This is a genomic window from Thermosynechococcus sp. QS41, from assembly GCF_031583515.1.
In the GTDB taxonomy this organism is placed as follows: Bacteria; Cyanobacteriota; Cyanobacteriia; order Thermosynechococcales; family Thermosynechococcaceae; genus Thermosynechococcus.
This window is the reverse complement of sequence record NZ_CP134181.1, coordinates 1,824,365-1,847,480: the sequence shown is the minus strand read 5'-3', so window position 1 is coordinate 1,847,480 and position 23,116 is coordinate 1,824,365. Positions and strand designations below refer to the sequence as shown.

21 protein-coding genes, 2 tRNA genes, 2 pseudogenes and 1 CRISPR repeat array are annotated in these 23,116 nt (G+C 53.3%); of the genes and pseudogenes, 14 read left to right on the top strand and 11 right to left on the bottom strand.

Annotated features, from left to right (window positions below):
• The first annotated feature begins 22 nt into the window (after window positions 1-22).
• From RHJ80_RS09105 to RHJ80_RS13130, 6 genes and pseudogenes are all read left to right on the top strand, one after another.
• Window positions 23-463, top strand: coding sequence for a hypothetical protein (locus tag RHJ80_RS09105; RefSeq protein WP_310800837.1), 441 nt, complete (start codon window positions 23-25; stop codon window positions 461-463).
• Window positions 464-472: 9 nt separating this feature from the next.
• The gene (locus RHJ80_RS09100) at window positions 473-2,239 is read left to right on the top strand and encodes a penicillin-binding protein 2 (RefSeq protein ID WP_302678125.1); all 1,767 of its coding nucleotides are present in this window, start codon (window positions 473-475) and stop codon (window positions 2,237-2,239) included.
• Between the two features lie 24 nt (window positions 2,240-2,263).
• Complete coding sequence (psbP, locus tag RHJ80_RS09095; RefSeq protein ID WP_310453708.1) at window positions 2,264-2,815, top strand: photosystem II reaction center PsbP; 552 nt, start codon at window positions 2,264-2,266, stop codon at window positions 2,813-2,815.
• 10 nt (window positions 2,816-2,825) lie between these two features.
• Window positions 2,826-2,898 (top strand) — tRNA-Ala (locus RHJ80_RS09090).
• Between the two features lie 176 nt (window positions 2,899-3,074).
• Entirely contained in the window at window positions 3,075-3,377 is a 303-nt protein-coding gene (locus RHJ80_RS09085) for a hypothetical protein (RefSeq protein ID WP_310800836.1), read from the top strand.
• Window positions 3,365-3,562, top strand: a pseudogene (locus RHJ80_RS13130) (hypothetical protein); the annotation flags it as partial. The gene RHJ80_RS09085 and the pseudogene RHJ80_RS13130, both read left to right, overlap by 13 nt.
• A CRISPR array of direct repeats spans window positions 3,563-3,745; the repeat unit is 38 nt; unit sequence GTTTCAATCCTCGATCGCCCCGAAGGGCGATCGCAACT.
• Window positions 3,746-3,809: 64 nt separating this feature from the next.
• Here RHJ80_RS13130 and cas5c read toward each other — a convergent pair.
• The 4 genes and pseudogenes from cas5c to RHJ80_RS09070 form a co-directional block, all read right to left on the bottom strand.
• Window positions 3,810-4,403: pseudogene (cas5c, locus tag RHJ80_RS13125) on the bottom strand (type I-C CRISPR-associated protein Cas5c); the annotation flags it as partial.
• An 89-nt stretch (window positions 4,404-4,492) separates the two neighbouring features.
• The gene (cas3, locus tag RHJ80_RS09080; RefSeq protein ID WP_310800835.1) at window positions 4,493-6,640 is read right to left on the bottom strand and encodes a CRISPR-associated helicase Cas3'; all 2,148 of its coding nucleotides are present in this window, start codon (window positions 6,638-6,640) and stop codon (window positions 4,493-4,495) included.
• Between the two features lie 314 nt (window positions 6,641-6,954).
• Window positions 6,955-8,076, bottom strand: a complete 1,122-nt coding sequence (locus RHJ80_RS09075; RefSeq protein ID WP_310742936.1) for an aldo/keto reductase — start codon at window positions 8,074-8,076, stop codon at window positions 6,955-6,957.
• A 1-nt stretch (window position 8,077) separates the two neighbouring features.
• Window positions 8,078-8,593, bottom strand: a complete 516-nt coding sequence (locus RHJ80_RS09070) for a bifunctional nuclease family protein (protein ID WP_206201676.1) — start codon at window positions 8,591-8,593, stop codon at window positions 8,078-8,080.
• A gap of 261 nt (window positions 8,594-8,854) precedes the next feature.
• Between RHJ80_RS09070 and wecB the strand changes: the two genes are divergently transcribed.
• Together wecB and RHJ80_RS09060 are read left to right on the top strand one after the other, a co-directional pair.
• Complete coding sequence (gene wecB / locus RHJ80_RS09065) at window positions 8,855-9,979, top strand: non-hydrolyzing UDP-N-acetylglucosamine 2-epimerase (protein ID WP_310800834.1); 1,125 nt, start codon at window positions 8,855-8,857, stop codon at window positions 9,977-9,979.
• Window positions 9,980-10,005: 26 nt separating this feature from the next.
• On the top strand, window positions 10,006-10,656 hold the full coding sequence (locus RHJ80_RS09060) for a diacylglycerol/polyprenol kinase family protein (protein WP_190278238.1): 651 nt from the start codon (window positions 10,006-10,008) through the stop codon (window positions 10,654-10,656).
• Here RHJ80_RS09060 and RHJ80_RS09055 read toward each other — a convergent pair.
• Complete coding sequence (locus RHJ80_RS09055; protein ID WP_310800833.1) at window positions 10,643-11,287, bottom strand: dienelactone hydrolase family protein; 645 nt, start codon at window positions 11,285-11,287, stop codon at window positions 10,643-10,645. The genes RHJ80_RS09060 and RHJ80_RS09055 overlap by 14 nt on opposite strands.
• Window position 11,288: 1 nt before the next feature.
• Window positions 11,289-12,245 (bottom strand): LysR family transcriptional regulator, encoded by a 957-nt coding sequence (locus tag RHJ80_RS09050; protein ID WP_190278237.1) that lies wholly within the window; start codon window positions 12,243-12,245, stop codon window positions 11,289-11,291.
• A 95-nt stretch (window positions 12,246-12,340) separates the two neighbouring features.
• Here RHJ80_RS09050 and RHJ80_RS09045 point away from each other — a divergent pair, with 95 nt between their 5' ends.
• The gene (locus RHJ80_RS09045) at window positions 12,341-13,087 is read left to right on the top strand and encodes a pentapeptide repeat-containing protein (RefSeq protein ID WP_310800832.1); all 747 of its coding nucleotides are present in this window, start codon (window positions 12,341-12,343) and stop codon (window positions 13,085-13,087) included.
• 9 nt (window positions 13,088-13,096) lie between these two features.
• Here the strand turns inward: RHJ80_RS09045 and ispF are convergent, their stop codons facing one another.
• The 3 genes from ispF to uvrB form a co-directional block, all read right to left on the bottom strand.
• Entirely contained in the window at window positions 13,097-13,579 is a 483-nt protein-coding gene (ispF, locus tag RHJ80_RS09040; RefSeq protein WP_302678113.1) for a 2-C-methyl-D-erythritol 2,4-cyclodiphosphate synthase, read from the bottom strand.
• 80 nt (window positions 13,580-13,659) lie between these two features.
• Entirely contained in the window at window positions 13,660-14,169 is a 510-nt protein-coding gene (gene apcB / locus RHJ80_RS09035) for an allophycocyanin subunit beta (protein ID WP_149818761.1), read from the bottom strand.
• A gap of 158 nt (window positions 14,170-14,327) precedes the next feature.
• On the bottom strand, window positions 14,328-16,337 hold the full coding sequence (gene uvrB, locus RHJ80_RS09030; RefSeq protein ID WP_206199894.1) for an excinuclease ABC subunit UvrB: 2,010 nt from the start codon (window positions 16,335-16,337) through the stop codon (window positions 14,328-14,330).
• Between the two features lie 360 nt (window positions 16,338-16,697).
• On the opposite strand from uvrB, the gene pyrR reads away from it, so the two are divergent.
• Both pyrR and RHJ80_RS09020 read left to right on the top strand, forming a co-directional pair.
• A complete protein-coding gene (gene pyrR / locus RHJ80_RS09025; protein WP_302676066.1) occupies window positions 16,698-17,240 on the top strand; it encodes a bifunctional pyr operon transcriptional regulator/uracil phosphoribosyltransferase PyrR in 543 nt (180 codons plus the stop codon).
• Between the two features lie 15 nt (window positions 17,241-17,255).
• Window positions 17,256-18,050 (top strand): site-specific DNA-methyltransferase, encoded by a 795-nt coding sequence (locus RHJ80_RS09020; RefSeq protein WP_206199892.1) that lies wholly within the window; start codon window positions 17,256-17,258, stop codon window positions 18,048-18,050.
• Between the two features lie 113 nt (window positions 18,051-18,163).
• Here the strand turns inward: RHJ80_RS09020 and RHJ80_RS09015 are convergent.
• Window positions 18,164-18,250 (bottom strand) — tRNA-Ser (locus tag RHJ80_RS09015).
• Window positions 18,251-18,387: 137 nt separating this feature from the next.
• Between RHJ80_RS09015 and RHJ80_RS09010 the strand changes: the two genes are divergently transcribed.
• Both RHJ80_RS09010 and RHJ80_RS09005 read left to right on the top strand, forming a co-directional pair.
• Window positions 18,388-19,377, top strand: a complete 990-nt coding sequence (locus RHJ80_RS09010) for a cysteine synthase A (RefSeq protein WP_206199891.1) — start codon at window positions 18,388-18,390, stop codon at window positions 19,375-19,377.
• 88 nt (window positions 19,378-19,465) lie between these two features.
• Entirely contained in the window at window positions 19,466-20,305 is an 840-nt protein-coding gene (locus RHJ80_RS09005) for a M48 family metallopeptidase (RefSeq protein ID WP_310800831.1), read from the top strand.
• 6 nt (window positions 20,306-20,311) lie between these two features.
• On the opposite strand, the gene shc is transcribed toward RHJ80_RS09005, so the two are convergent.
• Window positions 20,312-22,240 (bottom strand): squalene--hopene cyclase, encoded by a 1,929-nt coding sequence (gene shc / locus RHJ80_RS09000; RefSeq protein ID WP_310800830.1) that lies wholly within the window; start codon window positions 22,238-22,240, stop codon window positions 20,312-20,314.
• Between the two features lie 87 nt (window positions 22,241-22,327).
• Between shc and RHJ80_RS08995 the strand changes: the two genes are divergently transcribed.
• Window positions 22,328-23,041: a phycocyanobilin:ferredoxin oxidoreductase gene (locus RHJ80_RS08995; RefSeq protein WP_310800829.1), complete on the top strand. Its 714-nt coding sequence runs from the start codon at window positions 22,328-22,330 to the stop codon at window positions 23,039-23,041.
• Window positions 23,042-23,116: the final 75 nt, after the last annotated feature.

The following is a 23,116-nucleotide window of genomic DNA, read 5'->3' as shown; positions in this document are numbered from 1 at the left end:
TTGCTGAGGAGTGCTGGAGTCTATGGTTGCTGCCCCTAAATTCAAATCCCGATTTATTCCCCAATCGTCGCCAACACTGACGGAAATTCGGCCTCTCCCCAAGCGACAAGTCCCCCTCTGGCAAAAGGCATTACTGAGCATTCAGTGGGTTTCTGGGGTGGCAGCCACCGGTGCCCTTGTGGCTGTGCTGCCTCTCTATGGTTGGGCAGCCCTCTCTGAGCAGCAGTGGAGTCAAGCCTATGACCGCTTAGAAACCCTCAAACGGCAGGAGCGGGAGCTACTCGTCAGCAATGAAACCCTCCGCTATCGGGTGACGCAGCAAGTCCAGCGCGCGCCCCAAGGTCTCGTGCCCCAAACGCCGCAACACGTTCTTTTTGTGCCCAATGAGGGCAAGATTGCTGCCAAAACTCATTTTGAACGCCCCCCCGTGACACTACCACCGCAGCGCACTGTCAATTACTGATCGCTATCCATGACAACGGCCCGCCCCCAAAACCAATCCCTGCCACCCTTGCGAGTTGGCTTGATCTTTGGCTTTTTGCTGATGGTGATGGGGGGTGTGGTTGCTCGCCTAGTTTATTTGCAAGTGGTTCAGGGGAAAACCTTAGCGGCACGGGCACAGCAACAACAACGGCGCTATACTCCGCCAACCTTGGCACGCTACCCAATTACCGATCGCCGAGAGACGGTTGTTGCCCTCGATCGGCCTGTGTTTACCCTCTTTGCCCATCCAATTCAGTTCAAAGTGGAGCGGCGGGCGATCGCCCGCGATCTGGCTCCTTTACTCAAGCAATCTCCAGAGCAACTGTTGGCCAAGTTCAGTACCTACCCAACGGGGGTACCCATTGCCTACGACATTGATGAGGAAACTGCTGCTAAAATTCGCGCTTTGAACTACGATGGGCTAGAACTCAACCAAGCGTGGCAGCGCATTTATCCGCAGCAGGAACTCATGGCGGGCGTTGTCGGCTATGTGGATCGTGACCACCAAGGTCAAGCGGGGATTGAGTTTAGCCAAAACCAGTTTTTACAGGTTTCCCATAACCGCCAGCTCCTATCAACCAATGCTTTGGGTCAATGGTTACCTGCCCTTGCCCCTGCGGATCCGCGTGCTTTGAGTCAGGGGTACCATGTGCGCCTGACGATTGATACTCGTTTGCAACAAACAGCACGCCAAGCCCTGCAACAGCAGTTACGCAAATTCAACGCTAAGCGGGGCACGGTCATTGTCCTAGAAGTGAAAACTGGTGCACTGCGGGCACTGGTCTCAGAGCCTTCCTACGATCCTAATCATTACTACCGGGCTGATCCAGCCCTTTTTCGCAACTGGGCGGTCTCGGATCTCTATGAGCCGGGATCAACCTTTAAGCCGATCAACACCGCGATCGCCCTTGAACTCAATGCCATTACTCCCGATACAGTGCTGCCCGATGAGGGGCGGATTACGGTGGGGGGCTGGCCAATTCAAAACAGTGATTTTAGCCAACGCGGCGGCCGCGGTGCCCTCAATATTGCCCAAATTCTCGCCTACTCCAGCAATGTGGCCATGGTGCACATGATGAACCGCATTCCCGCCCGCCACTACTATCGCTATCTGCATCGCTTGGGGCTGACCGAGAAGGTGGGCAGTGATCTCCCCTTTGAAACCGCCGCCCAGTTAAAGCCCCCGGAGCAATTTATTAACTACCCCATTGAACCGGCAACAACGGCCTTTGGCCAAGGCTTTTCCCTGACGCCGCTGCATTTGGCTCAACTATTGGGGGCGATCGCCAACGGGGGAGAGATGGTCACTCCCCATGTCATTGATGGCCTCTACGATGAAAATGGCCAACTGCAAAAACGCCTTGAGCAACGCCCCCCTCGACGGGTCTTCTCGCAGCGCACCAGTCAAGCAGTGGTCAGAATGCTGGGAGAAGTGGTGCGCTTCGGTACAGGGAAACCCGCCCATATTCTCGGCTACCGCTTGGGGGGTAAAACCGGCACAGCACAAAAAGCAATTGGCGGTACCTACAGCAATCTGCGCATCACGAGCTTTGCGGCTATTTTTCCCCTTGATCAGCCGCAGTATGTGATTTTGGCGGTAGTGGATGAACCCAAGGGGGATGATGCCTACGGTTCAACGGTGGCGATTCCGATTGTGCGAGCGGTAACGGAGTCCCTGATTACGATTGAGGGCATTCCCCCCTCACATCCAGAGGAATTGCGCCGCCCCGCTACGCCAGCTTCAGTGTCACAATAGGGGAGAACAGCGCAAAAGGACGGTATGATTCAACGGTTTTTTGCCACAGCGTTGGCGATTCTTGTGATGTTGCTGGGGGGGTGTTCGGCCACCAGTGGGCTACAGGCCTATGTGGATAGCTACGATGGCTATGAGTTTCTCTACCCCCGCGGTTGGGTACAAGTACAGGTGGATGACCCCGTGGATGTGGTCTTTCACGACATTATCGAGACGACAGAAAACGTCAGTGTGGTTGTGAATACGGTTTCCAGCACAAAGTCTCTTGAGGAATTGGGATCCCCTGAGGAGGTGGGCGATCGCCTGCTGCGAAATATCATTGCCCCAACTGAAAGCGGGCGCAGTTCTGCCTTGATCTCCGCGACCTCCCAAAAGGCAGATGACAAAACTTATTACATTCTGGAGTATGCCGTCACTCTGCCGGGGGATGGGGACAATGCTCAGCAGCGACACAATTTGTCGAGTATTGCTGTGAGCCGAGGCAAGGTCTATACTCTGAGTGTTTCAGCTCCAGAGGAGCGATGGCCAAAGGTAGAAGACCAATTTAAGACCATCGTGTCCTCGTTTACCGTATATTAAAGAAAGAATCGGGGAGTTAGCTCAGTTGGTAGAGCGTCGCGATCGCACCGCGAAGGTCAGGGATTCGAGTTCCCTACTCTCCATATTTTTGCCCCCTTTTCAATCCTCGATCACCTCGTTTCAATCCTTGATCGCTCCGAAGGACGATCGCAACCCCATTCAATGGGGCAAGTCATTCGTATTGAATAGTTTCAATCCTCGATCGCCTCGAAGGGGGATCGCAACTCCGATAGACACCCCTTGCTACCACAGTAGCTTCATGAAATTTGAAATTTCTACACCGCTTGGATTTACGGTTAGAACCTCTGAGGAGTATTGGCAACGGCTGCTCATCAAGCACCCTGATATTGAGGAGTTGGAAGATTGTGTGCGGTTGGCTCTTTCTACACCAGATGAGGTTCGTCGCAGTAGCCGAGATTCAGGAGTATTATTGTTTTATCGGGTACAGCGAGAAAAACGTTGGGTTGTTGCAGTGGCACGACGCTTAAATGGAGATGGTTTTTTAATCACTGCTTATCAAACTGGCGCCATTAAAGAAGGGGAGACAGTGTGGCTCAAATAAGAGTATTTTATGAGCCAGAAACAGAGCTGTTAAGTGTATTCTGGCAAGTTCCACGAAGAAACCAAGTTGCGACAGAACTTGGAGATGGGGTGATTTTGTTCAAGGATGGGGTGACTGGGGAGCCAATTGGTTTAGAAATCCTGTCATATCGTCCCGGGGACGATCGCTTTGATGCTGTGAGTGTCGTTTCAATCCTCGATCGCCCCGAAGGGCGATCGCAACTTTAGCGCTAGATTGGTCAACTATTTGTAATTCATTGTTTCAATCCTCGATCGCCCCGAAGGGCGATCGCAACTGCCTTTACCTCCGTTTGTGCCGCCAAATAAGGGGTTTCAATCCTCGATCGCCCCGAAGGGCGATCGCAACTTGGGACACCCTTGAGACACCATTAATCAATCGCGCATGGAAAAACTTTGGCTCTGCTTTCCCAGTAGTTAAATGGGCGCCATTGCCATCGTGGCGCCAGTAGCTGAGGGTCTTTACCTTGGTATCCTGCTCATAGACGACATCCAGCAACATCCACCCCAAATCATCACTGTGGGCAATCGGCTGATCCGCTGGCGTAGGTTCCTCAAAGAAGGCACTAAATTCACGAGTACCTAGGTAAGGCTGGTGGTGGCATTGCCCCTTCCTGACCCGACGGCGAAACTGCTCACAGTACTTGGCAATGTCAGCATTGACATGGGGACGTAGAACAATCTGAGCCTTGATCACATAGGCCACATCCCGCAGTGCTAGGGTATGGCGCTGGGCACGATCTTCATCAGCAAAATAGCGGTAGCTCTCTTGACGGGCGGCGCGATCGCTTTGCAGAGAGTTGACCTCATTGCGGGTAATTGAAAAATGACGAATCGGCTTCAGAACGTGAATTTCTTCCACTTGCCAAATAAACTCAGGTTTCCAAAAAATCGCCTCCAACACCCCCCGCGCGGCACTAGGTGTCATCACTGGATAGCTCACCCGCTCCACCTTAAAGGCAGGATTGGTGAAGCAAGCATAATCCCCCCAAACTTTAACACTGAGCATTGATTTGATTTTAATTGTTATCGCCAGCTTACTTTTGATTGGCTTAGGAAAGCCGATGATGCCGTTCCTCTAGTTTAACTCTGACTGACCTAAAAAATAAGATCGCTGGGATCTGCGACGATGGGGCTTGTTGCGATCGCAATCCCTTTGAGAGGGTCATAGTCACCCTGCCAAGCCCAGAGGCCAGCAGCAATCAGTTCCCGCAGGTGCTCAGTGTCATGAAATTCCTTGGTGCGTAGGTTGACAAGGTAAGGCTGCAATGCGCGGATTTCTTTTGCCCTTAAGCCGCGTTGCTGAATACGGCGAATTAACTGTTTTACTTGATTGTGTTCATCTTTATTTTTTGCTTGATCGGGCACAATGACAACTGGATACGTGTGATCCTCGATGAGACGAAAGCGTTGCGCAACTTCGGGAAAGTTGAATGCCTGACGATACTGCTGAATTTTTTCGGTATCAAGATCATGAACTTGGTAAAGCTGCTGGAAATACCTCTGAAAAACTGTAGGGTCATTTAGGTCAACCATGGCTTGCCTGAGTAAAGTGCGAGTAGTTTCAACAGCGGTGCAATACTCCCCTTGAGGCGTGCGACCCTCTTGGGGGTCAAAAATCACGACTCGTCCCAAGGATGAACGTTGCCCTTCACGGTTACAGCGACCTGCCGCCTGCACAATGCGATCCAGTGGCCCCATGGCGCGATAAACGACCGGAAAATCTAAATCTACACCCGCTTCGACCACTTGAGTAGAAATAAGCCAGCAGGGTTGATTGTTTCGCAGGCGATCGCGCACCTCCTGTAGGACGGCTTGCCGATGGGCACCGTAGAGCAATGTTGAAAGATGAAACTGGCGATCGCGCTCCTCCTCACCCAGGGCATCCAGAATAGCAAGCGCATCTTTGCGGGTATTCACCACGACGAGGGCTTGATGTTGCTGCTTCAAATCCGCCACAAGGTCTTGCCATGACCACGGGGTTGGCGGCTGCTCATAATTGACCCGCTTCAGGGTGCAGAATTGTTGTTGAGCTTCTTCAGGCGGAATGATATCCCTGACATTGTCAAATCCCTCTAGGTAGGGCGTTGTCCCAGCTAAGGCGGGCTGCGTTGCCGTACAGAGCACAACCGTGACTCGATACCGCGCTACTAGTGTCTTCAGAACACTCAGAATAGGAGCTAACAGTTTCAGCGGCAGGGTCTGTACCTCATCTAAAATAATTACACTGTTGACAATGTTGTGAAGTTTGCGGCAACGGCTGGGGCGATTGGCAAATAGGCTTTCAAATAGTTGCACCGTCGTGGTGACAATCAGCGGTGCATCCCAGTTTTGAGCTGCTAGGCGGGCACAGGCTTGGAGCGATCGCGCATCATCTTCATTCTGAAAATCTGTTTGCACTGCGCTGTGGTGCTCCAGAACAGTGTCTTCACCCAGAATTTCCCGATAGACGGCGACTGTTTGCTCAATAATGCTGGTGTAGGGCACCGCAACAATGACGCGATCTAACCCATGTGTTAAAGCATGCTGAAGGGCAAAGGCTAGACTGCTGCGGGTTTTACCACCGCCAGTGGGGACTGCCAAGCGAAAGACTCCCTGCGGCTCCTTGGCTGCGGTCAAGCAATGCTGATAAACATCCTTACGAACCGTATTAACAGGGGTGTTTAGGCTATTGGCCATCAATTGAGTCTGATTCGCTGCAAACGCTGACCATAGCTGTTGTAGGCAGGGGTACTGTCCCCGTTGGGCTGCGGCGGTTGGATCAAAATGGGATTCCGTATCAAGGTAGTCCGCATCCACTAAGCAGGAAAACAGCAAGCGCAGGAACAGTTCAGTATTTAATTTACAAGTTGCAATGTCTAGCTCAGGGCTAGCAATGGAAGTTAACTCTTTTTGAAAATCTGCTGACGGGTCTAAATCAATCCCATCCGCCTTGGCTAGGCCTTTAATATGCTCGTAGGTTACCCGATCAACCTCCGCCAACCGATTCTGCAAATCTGCCATATTAGGCAGGCCGCTGTGGTGGCCATAGATCATTGGTGCAAGAGGCTGACACTTCTGAAAAGCGAGGAGCGCACCATACTTAGCGTGAGGGACTTTCTCTTTAACAGCTTGATTTTGGGCACAGGCTTGGAGATAAGCCTGAAAATCAGGGTTGTATTTGCCTAAGTCGTGCCAAAGGCCACCATAGTTGCCCAGTTGAGGTGTACCTAACTTTCCAGCCAGCTTCGACGCTCTACCAGCCACTTTAGAAAGATGCGCTGACAGGGAATGCCATTGACCATCTTGGTTTGGAGTATGAGCATAGTAATTTGACATCATTTCACATAATTCTTTCTCAGCTTATATACTTCACATTGAGATTGAGAGAAAGAATTTTGACCCAACCTTGACAATACTGCGCAACATTGTGGCGGGATGACAAGCTATCTTCACTTTAGATTTTAGCGAAGTCCCTGAGTTGGGAACAGGACGGGAATATTGGGATTGACCCATACTTGACAGTTGAGTTCGGTACTGGGTGGGAAAATAGGAAGTTTTTTCGATTTTTGATTATTTGATTAAATGTTCTGCCAAAGGCGGGTTCGCGAGCTGCCCTGCAACTGCTCATGGGTTTCGCGCAATAGCCGAGGAATCTCCAAGCCACTGGGACAGCGGGGCAAACAATCGCCACATTCAGTACAGCGGTTGGCGGGTTGACCGGGAAACCAATGCCCGGCACGACCAAACATCCCATAGCGATACTTGCCAAATTCTGTCATGTCGTAGGCGACGGCTAAGTTGTGAAGCCGCAGCACTTCGGGGATGTGAATTTCCTCAGGGCAGGGCAAACAAGCATAACATTGTTGACACAAATCGGTGCCCAAGGTTTCCTGCATCACTGCTTGCAGGCGATCGCCCACCGCTTGCTCTTCAGCGCTCAGGGGTGCCACCTGATCAGCCACGGCCAAGGGAAAGGCCAACTCGGCAACGGTGGCCGGTCCAATACTCAAGGTGGTGATGGCCGGCTGACTCAGCAACCAGCGATAGCTCCAATGGAGAGGGTGAAAGGGCGCACAGAGGTCTTGGAGCCGTTGGGAAGGCCGGTAGAGTTGTCCTCCTTTATCGGCTGGCGAAATGATAAAAATCCCCATATCCCGCTCGGCGGCAGCGGCGATCGCTGGGGCATTGCGTTGCTGAAAGTAGGTGTAATGGAGATTCACAAAGTCAAATTGGTTGCTAGCGATCGCCCGCAAAATCACAGATAACGATCCATGACTGGAAAAGCCTAAAGCACCAATTACCCCCTTTGCTTGCAATTGCTGCAGCCTTATCATCCCCTCAGTGCTCAGCCATGCGAGATGCTCAGGGGTGTTGAGGCCATGGAGGGCGACACCATCTAACCGTGAGACTTGAAGACGCTCAAGGGATTGAGCAATTTGCCGCTGGACGTGATCCGCATCCCCTTGGGGCAAGAGTTTAGTGGTGATAAAAACGGGGGGCTGCCCCAGTGCCTTAAGGGCACGACCAATATAGGCTTCACTGGCACCGTAGGCAGCGGCAGTTTCAATGTGGTTCATGCCGTGGGCGATCGCCCCCTCAATGACCGCCTGCATCACCTCTGGACTGCCCAAGGCACGCATCGTTCCAAGGGAAAAAACCGAGAGGTTCAGCCCCGTGCGACCAAAGCGGCGGTAGCGCATTCTAGCCTGCGGAGGAATCCTCTTCCATTCCCCGGCCCTGCTGAATAAAATCTTCAGGGCGAATCGAATCTAAAAAGCGGCGAAAGGCTTGGCGTTCTTCCTCGTCAGCATCGCGATCGACGGGAATCGAGGCATCGGCAACAACCGCTTCCATCACCCAAATCGGGCAATCACAGCGCAGGGCAAGGGCAATGGCATCGCTGGGACGAGCATCAATCTCTTTACGAGTTTCTCCTTGGCGCAGGGTGAGCACTGCATAGTAGGTGTTGTCTTCCAAGGAATGGATCACCACCCGTTCTAGGGTCATATTCCATTCGTTGAGAATGTTGACCATCAGATCATGGGTCATCGGTCGCGGTGCTCGTTGATTTTCCAAGGCCATTAAAATTGCCCGCGCCTCATTATCACCAATCCAGATGGGCAGTGCTCGCCGTCCAGCACCGTCTTTGAGTAAGACAATTGGCGTGCGACGGTTAGTGGCATCGAGGGCAATCCCAGCAACGGTCATTTCAATCATGGCCACCTCAGCGAGCGCAATGGCGGTGCATTCCCTTCTATTATTAACATACAGTCCTTCCCACCAAGATGGCACACCCCTACCACTGTAAGACTCCCTATGGGGGAAGTAACGGAGGGGCGACGCGCAGGCATTCCTTGGGACTCCATGCTTTAGAAAAAGACTGGCGAACGACGGAATCATGGGCAGTGGCAACTAGACACTTTTTTGACGCTCGCTTCTCGGTACACTAAAGTTATTATTTTTGGTATTTAGACGGCTATGATTGCTTCCCCGATCCCGATCTGCATTACGTTGGGTACGCGCCCGGAGGCAATCAAATTGGCACCGGTCATTCAAGCCTTCCAGCGATCGCCCCTGTTTGAACCCTACGTTGTCCTCACGGGACAGCACCGCGAAATGGTGGATCAAGTGATGGCACTGTTTGACCTGCGGGCAGATCGGGACTTGGCCATTATGCAGCCCAAGCAAACCCTGACCGAAATCACCTGTCGTGCTCTCCAAGGCCTTGAGCAACTCTATCAAGAACTCCTGCCCCGTCTTGTTTTGGTTCAGGGGGATACAACAACCGCCTTTGCCGCTACCCTTGCCGCCTTTTATCAGCAGATTCCTGTCGGCCATGTGGAAGCGGGCTTGCGCACCGACGATCTCTACAACCCCTATCCAGAAGAAGCCAACCGCCGCCTTATTTCCCAATTAGCGCAGTTGCATTTTGCCCCTACGGAGCAAGCCGTCAAGAATCTTCAGGCGGCCGGGGTCACGGGTAGTATTCACTTGACGGGCAATACCGTGATTGATGCCCTGCTGCAAGTGGCCGATCGCCAGCCAGTGTGCCATGTCCCCGGCCTTGACTGGCAACAGTATCGCGTGATCCTCGCCACCGTTCACCGACGGGAAAACTGGGGTGCCCCCCTAGAAGACATTGCCAATGGCTTCCTGAAAATCTTAAACACGATTCCCGATACCGCTTTGCTCTTGCCCCTGCACCGCAATCCCACTGTGCGTGAACCCCTCAAAGCCTATTTGGGGCATCATCCCCGCGTTTTTCTGACGGAGCCACTGGACTATCCTGCTCTTGTGGCAGCGATTAAGGGAGCAACGCTCCTGCTGACGGATTCCGGTGGTCTCCAAGAGGAAGCCCCTAGCCTTGGTAAACCGGTACTGGTGTTACGGGAAACCACTGAGCGGCCGGAAGCGGTCACCGCTGGCACTGCTAAACTGGTGGGCACGTTTGCGGATAGGATTGCCGCGGCAGCCATTGAACTGCTCACGGAGCCAGTGACCTACAACCGCATGGCGACGGCGATTAATCCCTTTGGCGATGGTCATGCCAGCGATCGCATCCTTGAGATTGTGACCCAGTTTTTTGTCCAGCAGACACAGTAAGGAGCCACGGCCATCTGAGGATAGCAATGACAATGTTCTGGGCAGGAATTTTGGTCACCAGTTGGCTGGGCTTGGTGCTGTTAACCGCAGAACTGATTCACGCTTGGTTTCCCAATGCCAAGGAATGGTCACGGAAAGTGGTTCACATTGGTGCCGGTCAAGTGATTCTCATTGCCTATGCCTTGGGGGTACCCACGAGTTGGGGAATTGTGGCCGCAGCGATCGCTGGCGTCGTCACACTGCTTTCTTACCGCATACCGATTTTTCCCAGTATTAGTGGCGTGGGGCGCCAAAGCTGGGGCACCTTTTTTTATGCGGTGAGTATTGGCACATTAATGGCGCTCTTTTGGAACACGCTGCCGGAACTGGCGGTTCTGGGAATTTTAGTGATGGCTTGGGGAGATGGCTTGGCTGCCCTTGTGGGGATTAACTGGGGACGCCATCCCCTGCCGCGAACCAGTAAAAGCTGGGAAGGAACCCTGACCATGTTCTGTGTGAGTACCGTGGTGGCGGCTCTATCCCTCACCCCCATTGCGGCCTTAGAGTTGCTCTGGATTGCCCCCTTAGTAGGTCTGGGTGCGACCCTTTTGGAACTGATTGCTTGGCGAGGGGTTGATAATCTCACAGTTCCGATCGGTAGCGCTTTGCTTGCCTATGGGTTACTCAATTTGAGTTGATGTTAGGCAGGGTCTTCTCAATAAACTGGCAGGCGATCGCGATCGCGTCTCCATTAATTTCATGAGCCATGGGTAGGGCATGAAACGCTCCCTTCACTCCTGCGGCTTGCAGGGCTTGCCAACTGGCTTGGGCACTGGCAAAGGGCACCACAGGATCCACTGTGCCATGAATCATCAACACGGGTGGCGAGGCAGCTGTCACCACTGGCGGGCGCACCAAATAGCCACTAAAGACCAATAATCCCGCCAAGGGCAACGTTAACCCCACAGCCAATGTCAGTGCTCCCCCTTGGGAAAACCCCCCTAAAATTGTGCGGCTGAGATCAATGGGCAAGCTGGCAATCCACTCCCGCAGTGCCGCTTCACTGGTGGCTAGATCCATTGCCCGCTCATCGAGCAGTAATGAACCACTGAGGACATCGTGCTGATTCAGGTCGTACCACATCCGCCCTTGGGGGACGTAAGGATGGGGAAAGGGGGCTTCCGCTGCATAGGTTTGGGCTTGGGGAGCCAGCAACGATCCAAGGGAAATCAGATCTGCGGCATTGGCACCCCAGCCGTGGAGCAATAGAAGGCTGTGATCTGCCGCGATCGGCGGATCGGGAAAGGTGAGAAATTGGAGGGTTGTCATGCTAGACGGGGTTGAGTTCCTTGGCCGGCGCCGCCACACTGGGATAGGTGAGGCTCGATTCAATCATTTCCCGACCCTCGGTGGACACATAGTCAAAGAAGGCCTGAGCCACGACCGACAGTTGTTTGCCCGCAGGATAGACCAAATGCCAGTGCCGCTGAATCGGGAAATGTTCGACATCGAGAATCGTCAACTGGCTGGACTCGCGATCAAGGGCTAAGCAGTGGTGAGACAGGACAGAAATCCCTAGGCCGCCGGCGATCGCCTGCTTAATGGACTCGTTACTTCCCAGCTCAAGGCGGATATTGATCGGCACACCGTGCTCCGCAAAGAGCTTCTCCACCGCTTGGCGGGTGCCCGATCCCTGCTCCCGCATAATAAAGGGTTCTCCCGCCAGTTCTTGGATCGGGATTTTACTGCGGCCACTGAGGCGATGGTGACTGGGGGCAACCACCACTAAGGGATTATCCAAAAAGCGGTGGCACTCCACATCCACATTCTCCGGTGGGCAACTGGGAATATAGAGATCGTCCATATTGCCTCGAATGCGCTCTACCACCTGTTCATGGTTGGTAACCGTCAGGGCGACATCAATCCCCGGATAGCGCTGGCAAAATGGCCCCAGCAGCCGCGGAATCACATATTTGGCCGTGGTAATGACACACAGCCGCAAGTGTCCCTGCTTGAGCCCCTTGAGATTGGCAACGGCCATTTCAAACCGCTCAAGGCGCTCAAAGATGTCTTGGCAGGTGGCCAGCAGTTCCTTGCCGGCTTCTGTGAGATAGAGCCGCTTGCCCACTTGCTCAAAGAGGGGCATACCAACGGCACGGGTCAACTGCTTCATTTGAATCGAAACGGTGGGCTGCGTCAGAAAGAGTTCCTCGGCAGCGCGGGTAAAACTTCCGTGGCGAGCAGTGACCTCAAAAACCTTAAGCTGATGTAGGGTTGCTTGTTTCAAACCCATTCTCCTTTCGTCAGCGATAGGGCTACATAGACGAAATTCTATCAAATTTCGCGCCACGATAACGAAATGTGAAGAATCTCAAGGCAAGAATGATGATCAAAGGGCACTTAAATCAGGTAATGAGCGATCGCCTGCGGGGGGGAAAAGACCTCTGGAACGAATGGCGGCGAGCTTATCCTCAGCTTACTGTAGATTTGAGTGAAATGAATCTTACGGGCATGGATCTGCGGGGCTATGACCTGCGGGGCTGCAATCTCAGCCGTGCCTGTCTGCGAGAGGTGAACCTTGCCCACGGGGATTTGCGCTTTGCTAACCTCTATGAGGCGGATCTGACAGCGGCGAACCTCGATGATGCCGATTGCCGAGGGGCGTTGTTCTTAAAAGTGGTGGGCGATCGCGCCACTGCCCAGCGGGCAAATTTTCAACTGGCCAACTTGCAGTACGCTCGGTTGACCTATGCCGATTTCTCTTGGGTCACTCTTGAACAGGCGGATTGTCGCCACAGCAATTGGTGTCAAGCAGATCTCAGCCATGCCCGTGCTGCTTCTAGTGATTTTTCCTTTGCGCTGCTGATGGGGGCTAGCCTCAATGAAGCCACGCTGCGGTTTGCTCATTTGGTACAGGCGTCCTTGGAGGGGGTTCAAGCCTATCGCTGTAACTTCTATGCGGCCAATTTAGCCTATGCAGGACTGACGCGCGGCTATTTTTCCCATGCCCTTTTTGTGCGCGCCAACCTTAGTCATGCCATCTGTCGCTGGGCCAATTTTCGCCATGCCAATCTCCAGCAAAGCCAGTGCGAGCAAACGGATTTTCACTACAGCCTGTATGTTCGCTAGTAGTTCATCTTAAGCTTCTGACTGGAGCAGCGCCACGGCATAGGCGGCAATGCCCTCTTCACGCCCCACTGGCCCCAGTTTTTCATTGGTGGTGGCTTTGATACTAATCTGGTCGCGATCAATCCCTAGGGTGGTTGCAAGGCGATCGCGCATCTGGTCGAGGTAGGGTTTCAGCTTCGGACGCTCTGCCACCACTACGGCATCAATGTTGCCCACTTGCCAACCCCGTTCTGCAATCAGTGCCGCTACTTTCGCCAGCAAGACTTGGCTATCTGCCCCTGCCCATTTGGGATCACTGGGGGGAAAGTAATGGCCAATATCGCCAAGGCTGAGGGCACCCAAGAGGGCGTCCATAATTGCGTGGGTGAGGACATCGGCATCACTGTGTCCCAAGAGTCCCAAGGTGTGTTCTAGTTTGATACCGCCTAAAATCAGAGGCCGCTCGGGCACCAATTGATGGATGTCGTAGCCATTACCAATGCGAATTTTCATACTTGCTGCACAGGACAACGAAGGGGCGATCGCCAATGCCACCGCCCTCTATTGTTGCAGAGTCTTCTATCTTGGCCAACCTAGATATTCACTTCACTCAGTTGCCGACACATGTAGTCAAAGGGTTGTTCGACAATACTCGTGTCCTCGATGCCCGCCGCTGCCACGCGATCGCGCACAATCTCCTTCATGATTTGAATGCCGCGCACCGTTGGTCCAATGGGTACCCCTAGGGAGTTGTAGGTTTCCCGCAGACCTTCGAGGACGCGCTCATTGAGGACATCCACATCCCCGGCCACAATGGCGTAGGTGGCATAGCGCAGGTAGTAGTCCATATCCCGCAGGCAGGTGGCATAGCGGCGTGTGGTGTAGGCATTGCCGCCGGGTTGAATCAGTTCCGGCTGCTCTGTGAAGAGGGCAGAACCCGCTTCCTTCACAATGGCTGCGGCATCGCCATTGATCACTGCTGCCGCTTTAACCCGTACCGCACCGGAATTAAAGTAGGAGCGCAAACTGTCAACAGCATCGCGATCGAGGTAGCGACCGGTGGAGTCATAGTTTTTAATCAGTGTGGTGACGGCATCACGCATAGGTTTTTCTTACTCCTAGAACTGGTAAAACTAGCGTCAACCCGAACGCCAGCCGAAATTGCGCGGATCTAAAATCGTACTTAGCTTATCACGGTAGGGTTTCTCCCCCTTCGCTCCCGTTTACGGACTGTTGCGAACTATTACAAAAGTTCATAATTCTAGGGGTGCCCCACGAGGCGATCGCGCAAACGCTTAATTTGATCGCGGTAGCGGGCAGCCTCCTCAAAGGCCAATTCTTGGGCAGCCGCCTTCATTTTCGCCTCAAGGTCTTGGATCAGTTGGGGGATATCCTCTAGGCTCAGTTCCTGTAAGGCTTGGGAAGATAAGACAGGCACCGACTCGGCATTGAGGCGGCGAGACACATCCAAAAAGGCCAAGATGGCATTGCTGGTTTTCTTGACAATGGGTTGAGGGGTGATGCCGTGGGCTTGGTTGTAGGCCAGTTGAATGGCGCGGCGGCGCTCTGTTTCTTGGATGGCTTTTTGCATACTGTCGGTGAGGGTGTCGGCATAGAGAATCGCCTGTCCACGGACGTGCCGGGCAGCACGGCCAATGGTTTGAATCAGCGATCGCTCCGCCCGCAGGAAGCCCTCTTTATCTGCATCAAGGATGGCCACCAAGGACACTTCAGGTAAATCCAGTCCCTCCCGCAACAGGTTGACACCAATCAACACATCAAAGTCCCCTTGGCGCAGGGCTTCAAGAATCTCAATGCGCTCAATGGCATTGATTTCTGAGTGCAAATAGCGCACTCGTACCCCCCGTTCTTGGAAGTATTCCGTGAGATCCTCGGCCATGCGTTTCGTGAGAGTAGTCACCAGTACCCGCTCTTGGCGATCGCACCGCAGGCGAATCTCCCCATAGAGATCATCCACCTGTCCTTGGGTGGGACGGACAAAAATTTCTGGATCCACGACCCCCGTCGGCCGAATAATTTGCTCGACAACTTGCCCTTCAGACACCGCCAATTCCCAATCGCCGGGGGTTGCCGAGACAAAAATACATTGCTTCACCTTTTGCCAAAATTCCTCCGCCTTCAGGGGGCGATTATCCGCCGCACTGGGCAGCCGAAAGCCGTGATCAATCAGCACTTTTTTGCGGGCTTGGTCACCATTAAACATCCCGCGAATTTGCGGCACTGTTACATGGGACTCATCCACCACCAACAGCCAGTCGTCAGGAAAATAATCAATCAAACACTCCGGCGGTTCCCCCGCTGCCCGGCCGGCGAGATGGCGTGAGTAGTTTTCCACACCGTTGCAATAGCCCACCTGTCGCAGCATTTCCAAGTCATAGCGGGTACGTTGACTCAGGCGCTGTGCTTCAAGGAGTTTATTTTGGGCTTCCAAGTAAGCCACTTGGGCTTGCAGTTCCGCTTCAATGGCAGCACAAGCCGCTTCCAGGCGTTCGGCAGGGGTGACAAAGTGCTTCGCGGGATAGATATTCAGGCGTTCGACACTCTGCAATGTTTCCCCCGTCAGGGGATCGACATAGCGAATCGCTTCAATGTCATCCCCAAAAAACTCAACCCGAATGATGCGATCCTCATAGGCTGGGCCGATTTCTAAAACATCTCCCTTGACACGGAAGCGCCCCCGCCCCAGTTCCACATCGTTGCGCGTGTATTGAATGGTGGCCAGTTGCCGCAGCAGTTGTCGCAGATCCGTTTCACTGCCCACCTCCAAGGAAATCGCCGCTTTGAGGTACTCTGCTGGAATACCCAAGCCGTAGATGCAGCTAATGGAGGCAACGACAATTACATCCCGCCGTTCAAAGAGGGAGCGGGTGGCCGAGTGTCGCAACATATCAATTTCTTCATTGATAGAGGCACTTTTTTCGATGTAGGTATCGGTAACGGGAATGTAGGCCTCGGGCTGATAGTAGTCGTAGTAGGAGATAAAGTACTCGACGGCATTTTCTGGAAAGAATGAGCGCAGTTCATTGCACAGTTGCGCCGCAAGGGTTTTGTTGTGGGCCAGCACAAGGGTCGGGCGGCCAAGGGCCTCGATAACGCGGGCGATCGTGTGGGTTTTGCCGGTGCCCGTTGCCCCCAGCAATGTTTGGAAGCGATATCCCGCCTGTACCCCTGCAACCAGTTTTTGAATGGCTTGGGGTTGATCTCCCGTCGGTTCAAAGGGAGCGTGAATACGAAAGGGAGTACTGGTCATTGCCCAATTTCTAACGAATTCTTACCTAGCTTTTAGGGTAGTCGAGCAACGGAGGAGCGAGCCACCCAAAATCTTGTTCAGAAGGATTGAAGGCGCTTGAAACGGTCAAAACCACGTCCTCGCCTATTTGAGAAAGCAGCCCTAAGATTTGGTATTCTAAATAACAGTTTCTCGTGTATTGTAACAGTTAATTGCGCCAAATCTAAAGAATTGGTAAAAGCTTTCGCTCCCCCAAAATATCGGCAGTATCGTAGGGAAGCAAGATACCTCCTAACTGCGTCTTTGGCCCTACCCGCTTGGCGTAGGGTCTCTTTTTGCGGGAATTTCGCTAAAATCTGTGAATTCCCTACCGTGACGGCTATGGCTGGTGAAGTCGTTGAAATTCTCAGTGCCGATGATCTACGGCGCACTGTCACGCGCTTAGCCTCCCAAGTGGTGGAGAAGGCTCGCGATGCCCTCGACAAATTAGTGTTGTTGGGGATTCATACCCGTGGGGTTCCCCTTGCCAAGCTGTTGGGGCAACAAGTTGAACAACTGGAAGGAGTGAACCTCCCCATTGGTGAGTTGGATATTACATTTTATCGCGATGACTTGGATCGCATTGGCCCGCGCACACCGCGTCAGACCCTGATTCCCGTGGATCTCTCTGGGCGGATTGTGGTCTTGGTGGATGATGTGATTTTTAGTGGCCGCACGATTCGCTCTGCCCTCAATGCCGTCCATGATTACGGTCGCCCCAGTGCCATTTGGTTATTGGTACTCATCGATCGCGGGCACCGCGAATTGCCGATTCACCCCGACTTTACGGGTAAAGTACTGCCCACGGCTCGCGATGAAGTGGTCAAGGTACTCTTGCAGGGGATTGATCAGCGGGATGGGGTAGAGCTATGGAAACCCTCTTAATCTTGGGAAAACTCAATGCCATTCATCTCAAAAAAAGAAGCCTTCTTTCAAATGAAAGATACATGGCTATTCAATGCCAATAGCCTTGATGCTGATTTATTTACTGAGCCTTTTATTGACCTGATTGTGACTTCCCCGCCCTACAATGTGGGTCTTGAATATCGCTCAGTCAAAGATGATGTCCCCTACAGCGATTATCTAGAATTTAGTCGCGCTTGGCTGTCCAACTGTTTTCACTGGACAAAAACGGGCGGGCGGTTTTGCCTTAACATTCCCCTCGATAAAAACAAAGGGGGACAGCGCAGTGTTGGCGCGGATTTGACGGTTTTGGCTCAAGAGGTTGGCTGGAAATATCAGTCCACCATTGTCTGGAATGAGGGTAATATTTCGCGGCGGACGGCTTGGGGATCGTGGATGTCGCCCTCAGCACCCTATGTGATTGCGCCTGTGGAGTTAATTGTGGTGTTGTACAAAGAGGAGTGGCGGCGCAAGTCCGATGAAAAGGCCGATATTACTCGGGAAGAATTTATGGAATGGACAAACGGGCTATGGACATTCAGCGGCGAAAGCAAAAAAAAGATTGGTCACCCTGCACCGTTTCCAAGGGAACTGCCGAGACGATGTATCAAGCTCTTTAGTTTTCCGGGCGATATCGTCTTCGATCCCTTTTGTGGCAGCGGCACAACACTGGTGGAAGCTTTTGCCAACAAACGAAAAGGCGTCGGCGTTGAAATTGATCCTCGATATGCAGAACTGGCAAAGGAGAGACTCCTGAATGAGATTACACTTTTTGATGTGATCAATTTATAGGACTTTTCGAGCTTGACGGGTTCTATTAGCCAAGCTTCTAGGTCAGTCGTGCCACTACATCTATCGCTAGCTAAAGCGAGGTACCCGTTTTTCTAAACTATCGGGGACATCAGCGGAGAGGGGGGGATTCGAACCCCCGTTAGGTGTTACCCTAAACTTGATTTCGAGTCAAGCGCATTCAACCACTCTGCCACCTCTCCAAGGATCTCCAATCATAGCAAAGGTGAATGCCAAAGGCACACTTCGCGATTGACTCCGTCACGCTCCCCCTCAAGGCAATTCTGGCGGCAAACCCCTTTACGATAAAAGTATTCAGTTAACTTAAAACAACGACGGCATGGATATTAAACAGGGTTTTGTCGGCACCGTCGGGCAGACGCCGCTGATTCGCCTCAACTACTTTAGTGACCTCACAGGCTGTGAAATTCTCGGTAAGGCAGAGTTCCTCAACCCCGGTGGCTCTGTTAAGGATCGGGCTGCCCTCTACATTATTGAAGATGCTGAAAAAAAGGGCCTTCTCAAACCCGGTGGTACGGTGGTCGAAGGCACAGCAGGCAATACGGGCATTGGCCTAGCCCACATTTGTAATGCCAAAGGCTACAAGTGCCTGATTGTGATTCCCAATACCCAATCTCAAGAAAAAATTGATCTGTTGCGTACCCTAGGTGCCGAGGTGCGCCCCGTTCCCGCTGTGCCCTACAAAGATCCCAATAACTATGTGAAGCTCTCTGGCCGGATTGCTGCGGAAATGGAGAATGCCATCTGGGCAAACCAGTTCGATAACTTGGCCAATCGCCAAGCCCACTACGAAACCACTGGCCCTGAAATTTGGCAGCAGACCGATGGCCGCATTGATGCGTGGGTAGCAGCTACTGGCACGGGAGGCACCTATGCGGGGGTGGCGATGTACCTCAAGGAAAAAAATCCCGCGATTCGCACTGTGATTGCCGATCCCATGGGCAGTGCCATCTATAGCTATGCGAAAACGGGCACCCTCAGTAGCAGTGGCAGTTCCATTACCGAAGGCATTGGCAATAGCCGCATTACCGCCAACTTAGCAGGCGCTCCCATTGATGATGCGATTCAAATTGAGGATCAAGAGTGCCTTGAGATCATTTATCAACTGCTGCACTACGATGGCCTCTTTATGGGTGGCTCCGTCGGGATTAATGTGGGGGCAGCGGTACGCCTCGCCAAGGAACTCGGACCCGGTCACACAATTGTTACTGTGTTGTGCGATGGGGGTTCCCGCTATCAATCGCGGCTCTTTAATCCAGAGTGGCTGGCCAGTAAAGGGCTACGGGTGCCAGAGATTAAAAAACGTTAAGCCTTGGGAACAATGTCTGAAATAGAGGGGTCAGAAGGGGGCAAGTAGCCGCTAGGCGTGGGTGTGGACTTTACGCGAAATATTAGCCGTGAAAAAACAACGTTGGTTTCTCCTCTTTGCCAGCTTGGTCTGTGGGGTGGCGATCGCTCTCCATCCTGTGGCTGCACAGGCCCAAAATCTCTGGCAGCGGTTACTGTTGCAGGGGATTCAGGTCATCCAACTATCGAATATCTCGCCCCGCCAAGAGGTGGCCTTGGGGCAACAGATCCATGAGCAGATGCTGCGGCAAGGGATGCGCCTTGTTCGCAATCCCGCTGCGCAAAACTATGTGCATAGCATTGGTGACCGCTTGGTTAATGTCGGCGAACGTCGAGGTGTGCCCTACCAGTTTCACATCATCCAAGACCGCCAAGTGAATGCCTATGCCACAATGGGGGGCTTTGTCTATGTCACTACAGGGCTAATGCTGCGGGCGGAAAACGAGGCGGAACTAGCCAGCGTCATTGCCCACGAAATTGGCCACATTGATCAGCGCCATGTGATTCGTCAACTGCAACAAATGGCGATCGCCCAAGGCTTAATGACGGCTGCGGGCTTGGATCGCGATCGCGGGCTACAAATGGCCATGGAACTTGCCTTTCGGCGTCCTCGCAGTCGTGAGCAGGAACTAGAGGCCGATCGCTATGGGTTGGGGCTATTGGCTCGCAGCAACTATGATCCACGGGCGATGGTGACATTTCTGCAGAAATTGCAACGGGAGGGAGGGGCACCGCCAACGATTTTGAGTACCCACCCTGCGCCGCGCGATCGCCAGTTGCTTGCTGAAAATTTAATTCGCTCTGGTTTGAGCAATGACTGTGTGGTTGCCCCCCAACCCCTGTGTGGCACCGATTCGGTGGCCTATCAACAACAACTGCGCTCCTTCTAATCTCACCTAACTAGCCAACAGATTGCGCCAGCGAGCATAGCGCCCCAAGGCCGTCAGCGGAAAGTGCTGCTGGTAGTAGTGGTACTTCAGGTAAAAGTGGCAGGGAAAGCCCGTGCCAGTGAAGTAATCCTCGTGCCATGTGCCATCGGCGCGCTGGGTCTGCAGCAGGTAGGCAATCCCCTTTTCAATAGCTTTTGTGGCGTAGTCTCCTGTGGCATCGCCAGCGGCCAAAAGGCCAATAATGGCCCAAGCAGTTTGGGAAGCGGTGCTATCGCCTTTGCCCTTGAGGGAAGGGTCGTTGTAGCTCCAGCAGGTTTCACCCCAACCACCATCGGCATTTTGACACTGCACCAACCACTCAGCGGCACGGCGAATGCGCCAGCGATCGTAGCGAGGGGCAACAAGGGAGAGGGCTGCCAACACCCCACTCGTGCCATAGAGGTAGTTCACCCCCCAGCGGCCAAACCAACAGCCTGCCGGTTCCTGCTCATTGCGCAAGTAAGCAAGGGCGCGATCGAGGGCACCACTGTCAAAGGCCAACTGACACCGCCCCACCATCTCCAGCACCCGTGCCGTGACATCAGCAGTATTCGGGTCAATCATTGCCTTGAGATCGCCGTAGGGAATGGCATTGAGCCAATCTTGGTCATTGTCCACATCAAAGGCTGCCCAGCCCCCCGGCCGACACTGCATTGAGGCAATCCAAGCGACTGCCCGCTCAATGGCTCGCCGTTTGAGGTTTTCATCAGGCAAGGTCACAGCATAAAGCGCCATCACCACCACCGCTGTATCATCCACATCGGGGTAGAAGCGATTCTCAAATTCAAAGGCCCATCCCCCCGGCTGACCTTTTTTGTTTTTTACGTGCCAGTCCCCATAGTCAAGGATTTGCTTGGACAGCAGCCATTCGCCAGCTTTGACCAGAGCGGGATGATCGGGGGCGACGCCTGAATCCACCATGGCGCGCATGACCAAGGCAGTATCCCAAACTGGGGAGACACAGGGCTGGACGCGATACTCGGTCTCGGTTTCAATCGCAAAGCGATCCACTGCTGCCATCCCCCGCTGCACAATGGGGTCATCCACAGCATAGTCAAGGGCACGCAATGCCAATAGGGAGTTGAGCATCGCCGGAATAATGCCGCCCCAGTCGCCACTAGCTTCTTGACGCTCGAGCACCCATTCTTCGGCAGCCTTTAGCGCCTGTTCTCTGAGGGGATTAATGTTCAGGGTTTCAAAGAGCTTGAAAACGCGATCGAGACCAATAAAGACATCACTCCAGTCGCCTTGGCGGGGCAGTTCCCAGATCACATTTGCCCGCCCTTCGGCATAGAGTTCATCGAGGGTAATGGGCGGATCCATGGCATAAACGGGCTTGCGATCCATGACAATCAACAGCGGCACGGTGCTGCTGCGTGCCCAACTAGACATCTCATAAATAGTGAAGGGACTACCCTCCGGCAGGAGCATGATCCAAGGGGGGAGGGAGGGAATCCCACGCCAGTCGTAGCAGCCAATGAGGGCAAGGTGCAGTTTGGTAAAGATGCGAGTTTTGCTAATGCCACCGCGGGCAAGGATAAATTGCCGTGCCTTCACCAAGGCAGGATCATCGGCGGGCACGCCCAACAGTCGCAGTCCCATGTAAGCCTCAACACTGGTGCTGAGATCGCCGCCATCGCCATAAAATAGCTCCCAACCGCCGTGATCCCGCTGATGGTTGCGCAAATACTGTTCCGCTTTGGCCAAGGGTAGCCGCTGTTCAGTGCCCCAGATTTTGTGGAGCAGGATCACCTCTGCGGTCATGGTCACATTGGACTCTAATTCTGCCCACCAGTAGCCCTCGGCATATTGCTGTGAAAAGAGAAAGTCTTGGCTGGCACGAATCGCCTGTTGGAGTTGCTTTGGGTCAATGGCAGCGGCAATTTGAGTTTGCATGATTCCTCGGCTGTTAGACTCTTGGTTAGTTTAGCGGGGGCGATCGCTCCCTCGCAAGCGGCACAGACTTGGGTTAGGATCAAGGCTATGTCTCTCCGTCAACACCAGCATCCCCTAATTCAGCGGCTCGCCGATCGCATTGAGCAGATTTGGCAGAGCACTTTGCCCTTAGCCCCCTATACCCTGCCTGAGGATCTCGGTTATGTCGAGGGCAAACTGGAAGGGGAGCGGCTAACGATTGAGAACCACTGCTACCAAGCGCCGCCCTTTCGCAAACTTCACCTTGAACTGGCACGGGTGGGGGAGAGTCTGGATATTTTACACTGTGTCATGTTTCCAGAGCCGCGCTACGATCTGCCAATGTTTGGCTGTGACCTCGTGGGTGGCCGAGGGCAAATTAGTGCCGCAATTGTGGATCTCTCGCCGGTGACGGGTGAGTTGCCCGCTGCCTATACATCGGCTTTAAGTGCTTTGCCAAAACTCACCTTTAGTCAACCCCGTGAGTTGCCCCCTTGGGGACATATCTTCTCGTCCTTTTGCATTTTTATTCGGCCACAGGGAGACACTGAGGAACAGCAATTTCTCGATCGCATTGGTGAGTACCTCACGCTCCACTGTCAACTTAGCCAGCAAGCTGTGCCCACGGATCACCCGGAAGCGGTTATGGCCGGGCAACGGCAGTACTGCCATCAGCAACAGCAGAACGATAAAACCCGCCGTGTTCTGGAAAAAGCCTTTGGCAGCGCTTGGGCAGAACGCTATATGACCACCGTTCTCTTTGACTTGCCCCCTGCTGCCTAGAACCCCTTAAGGACTCTCTCCCCGATGAACCGCATCAGCCAGTGGATCGGTCAGATTCAGATTAAAAGAATAAGG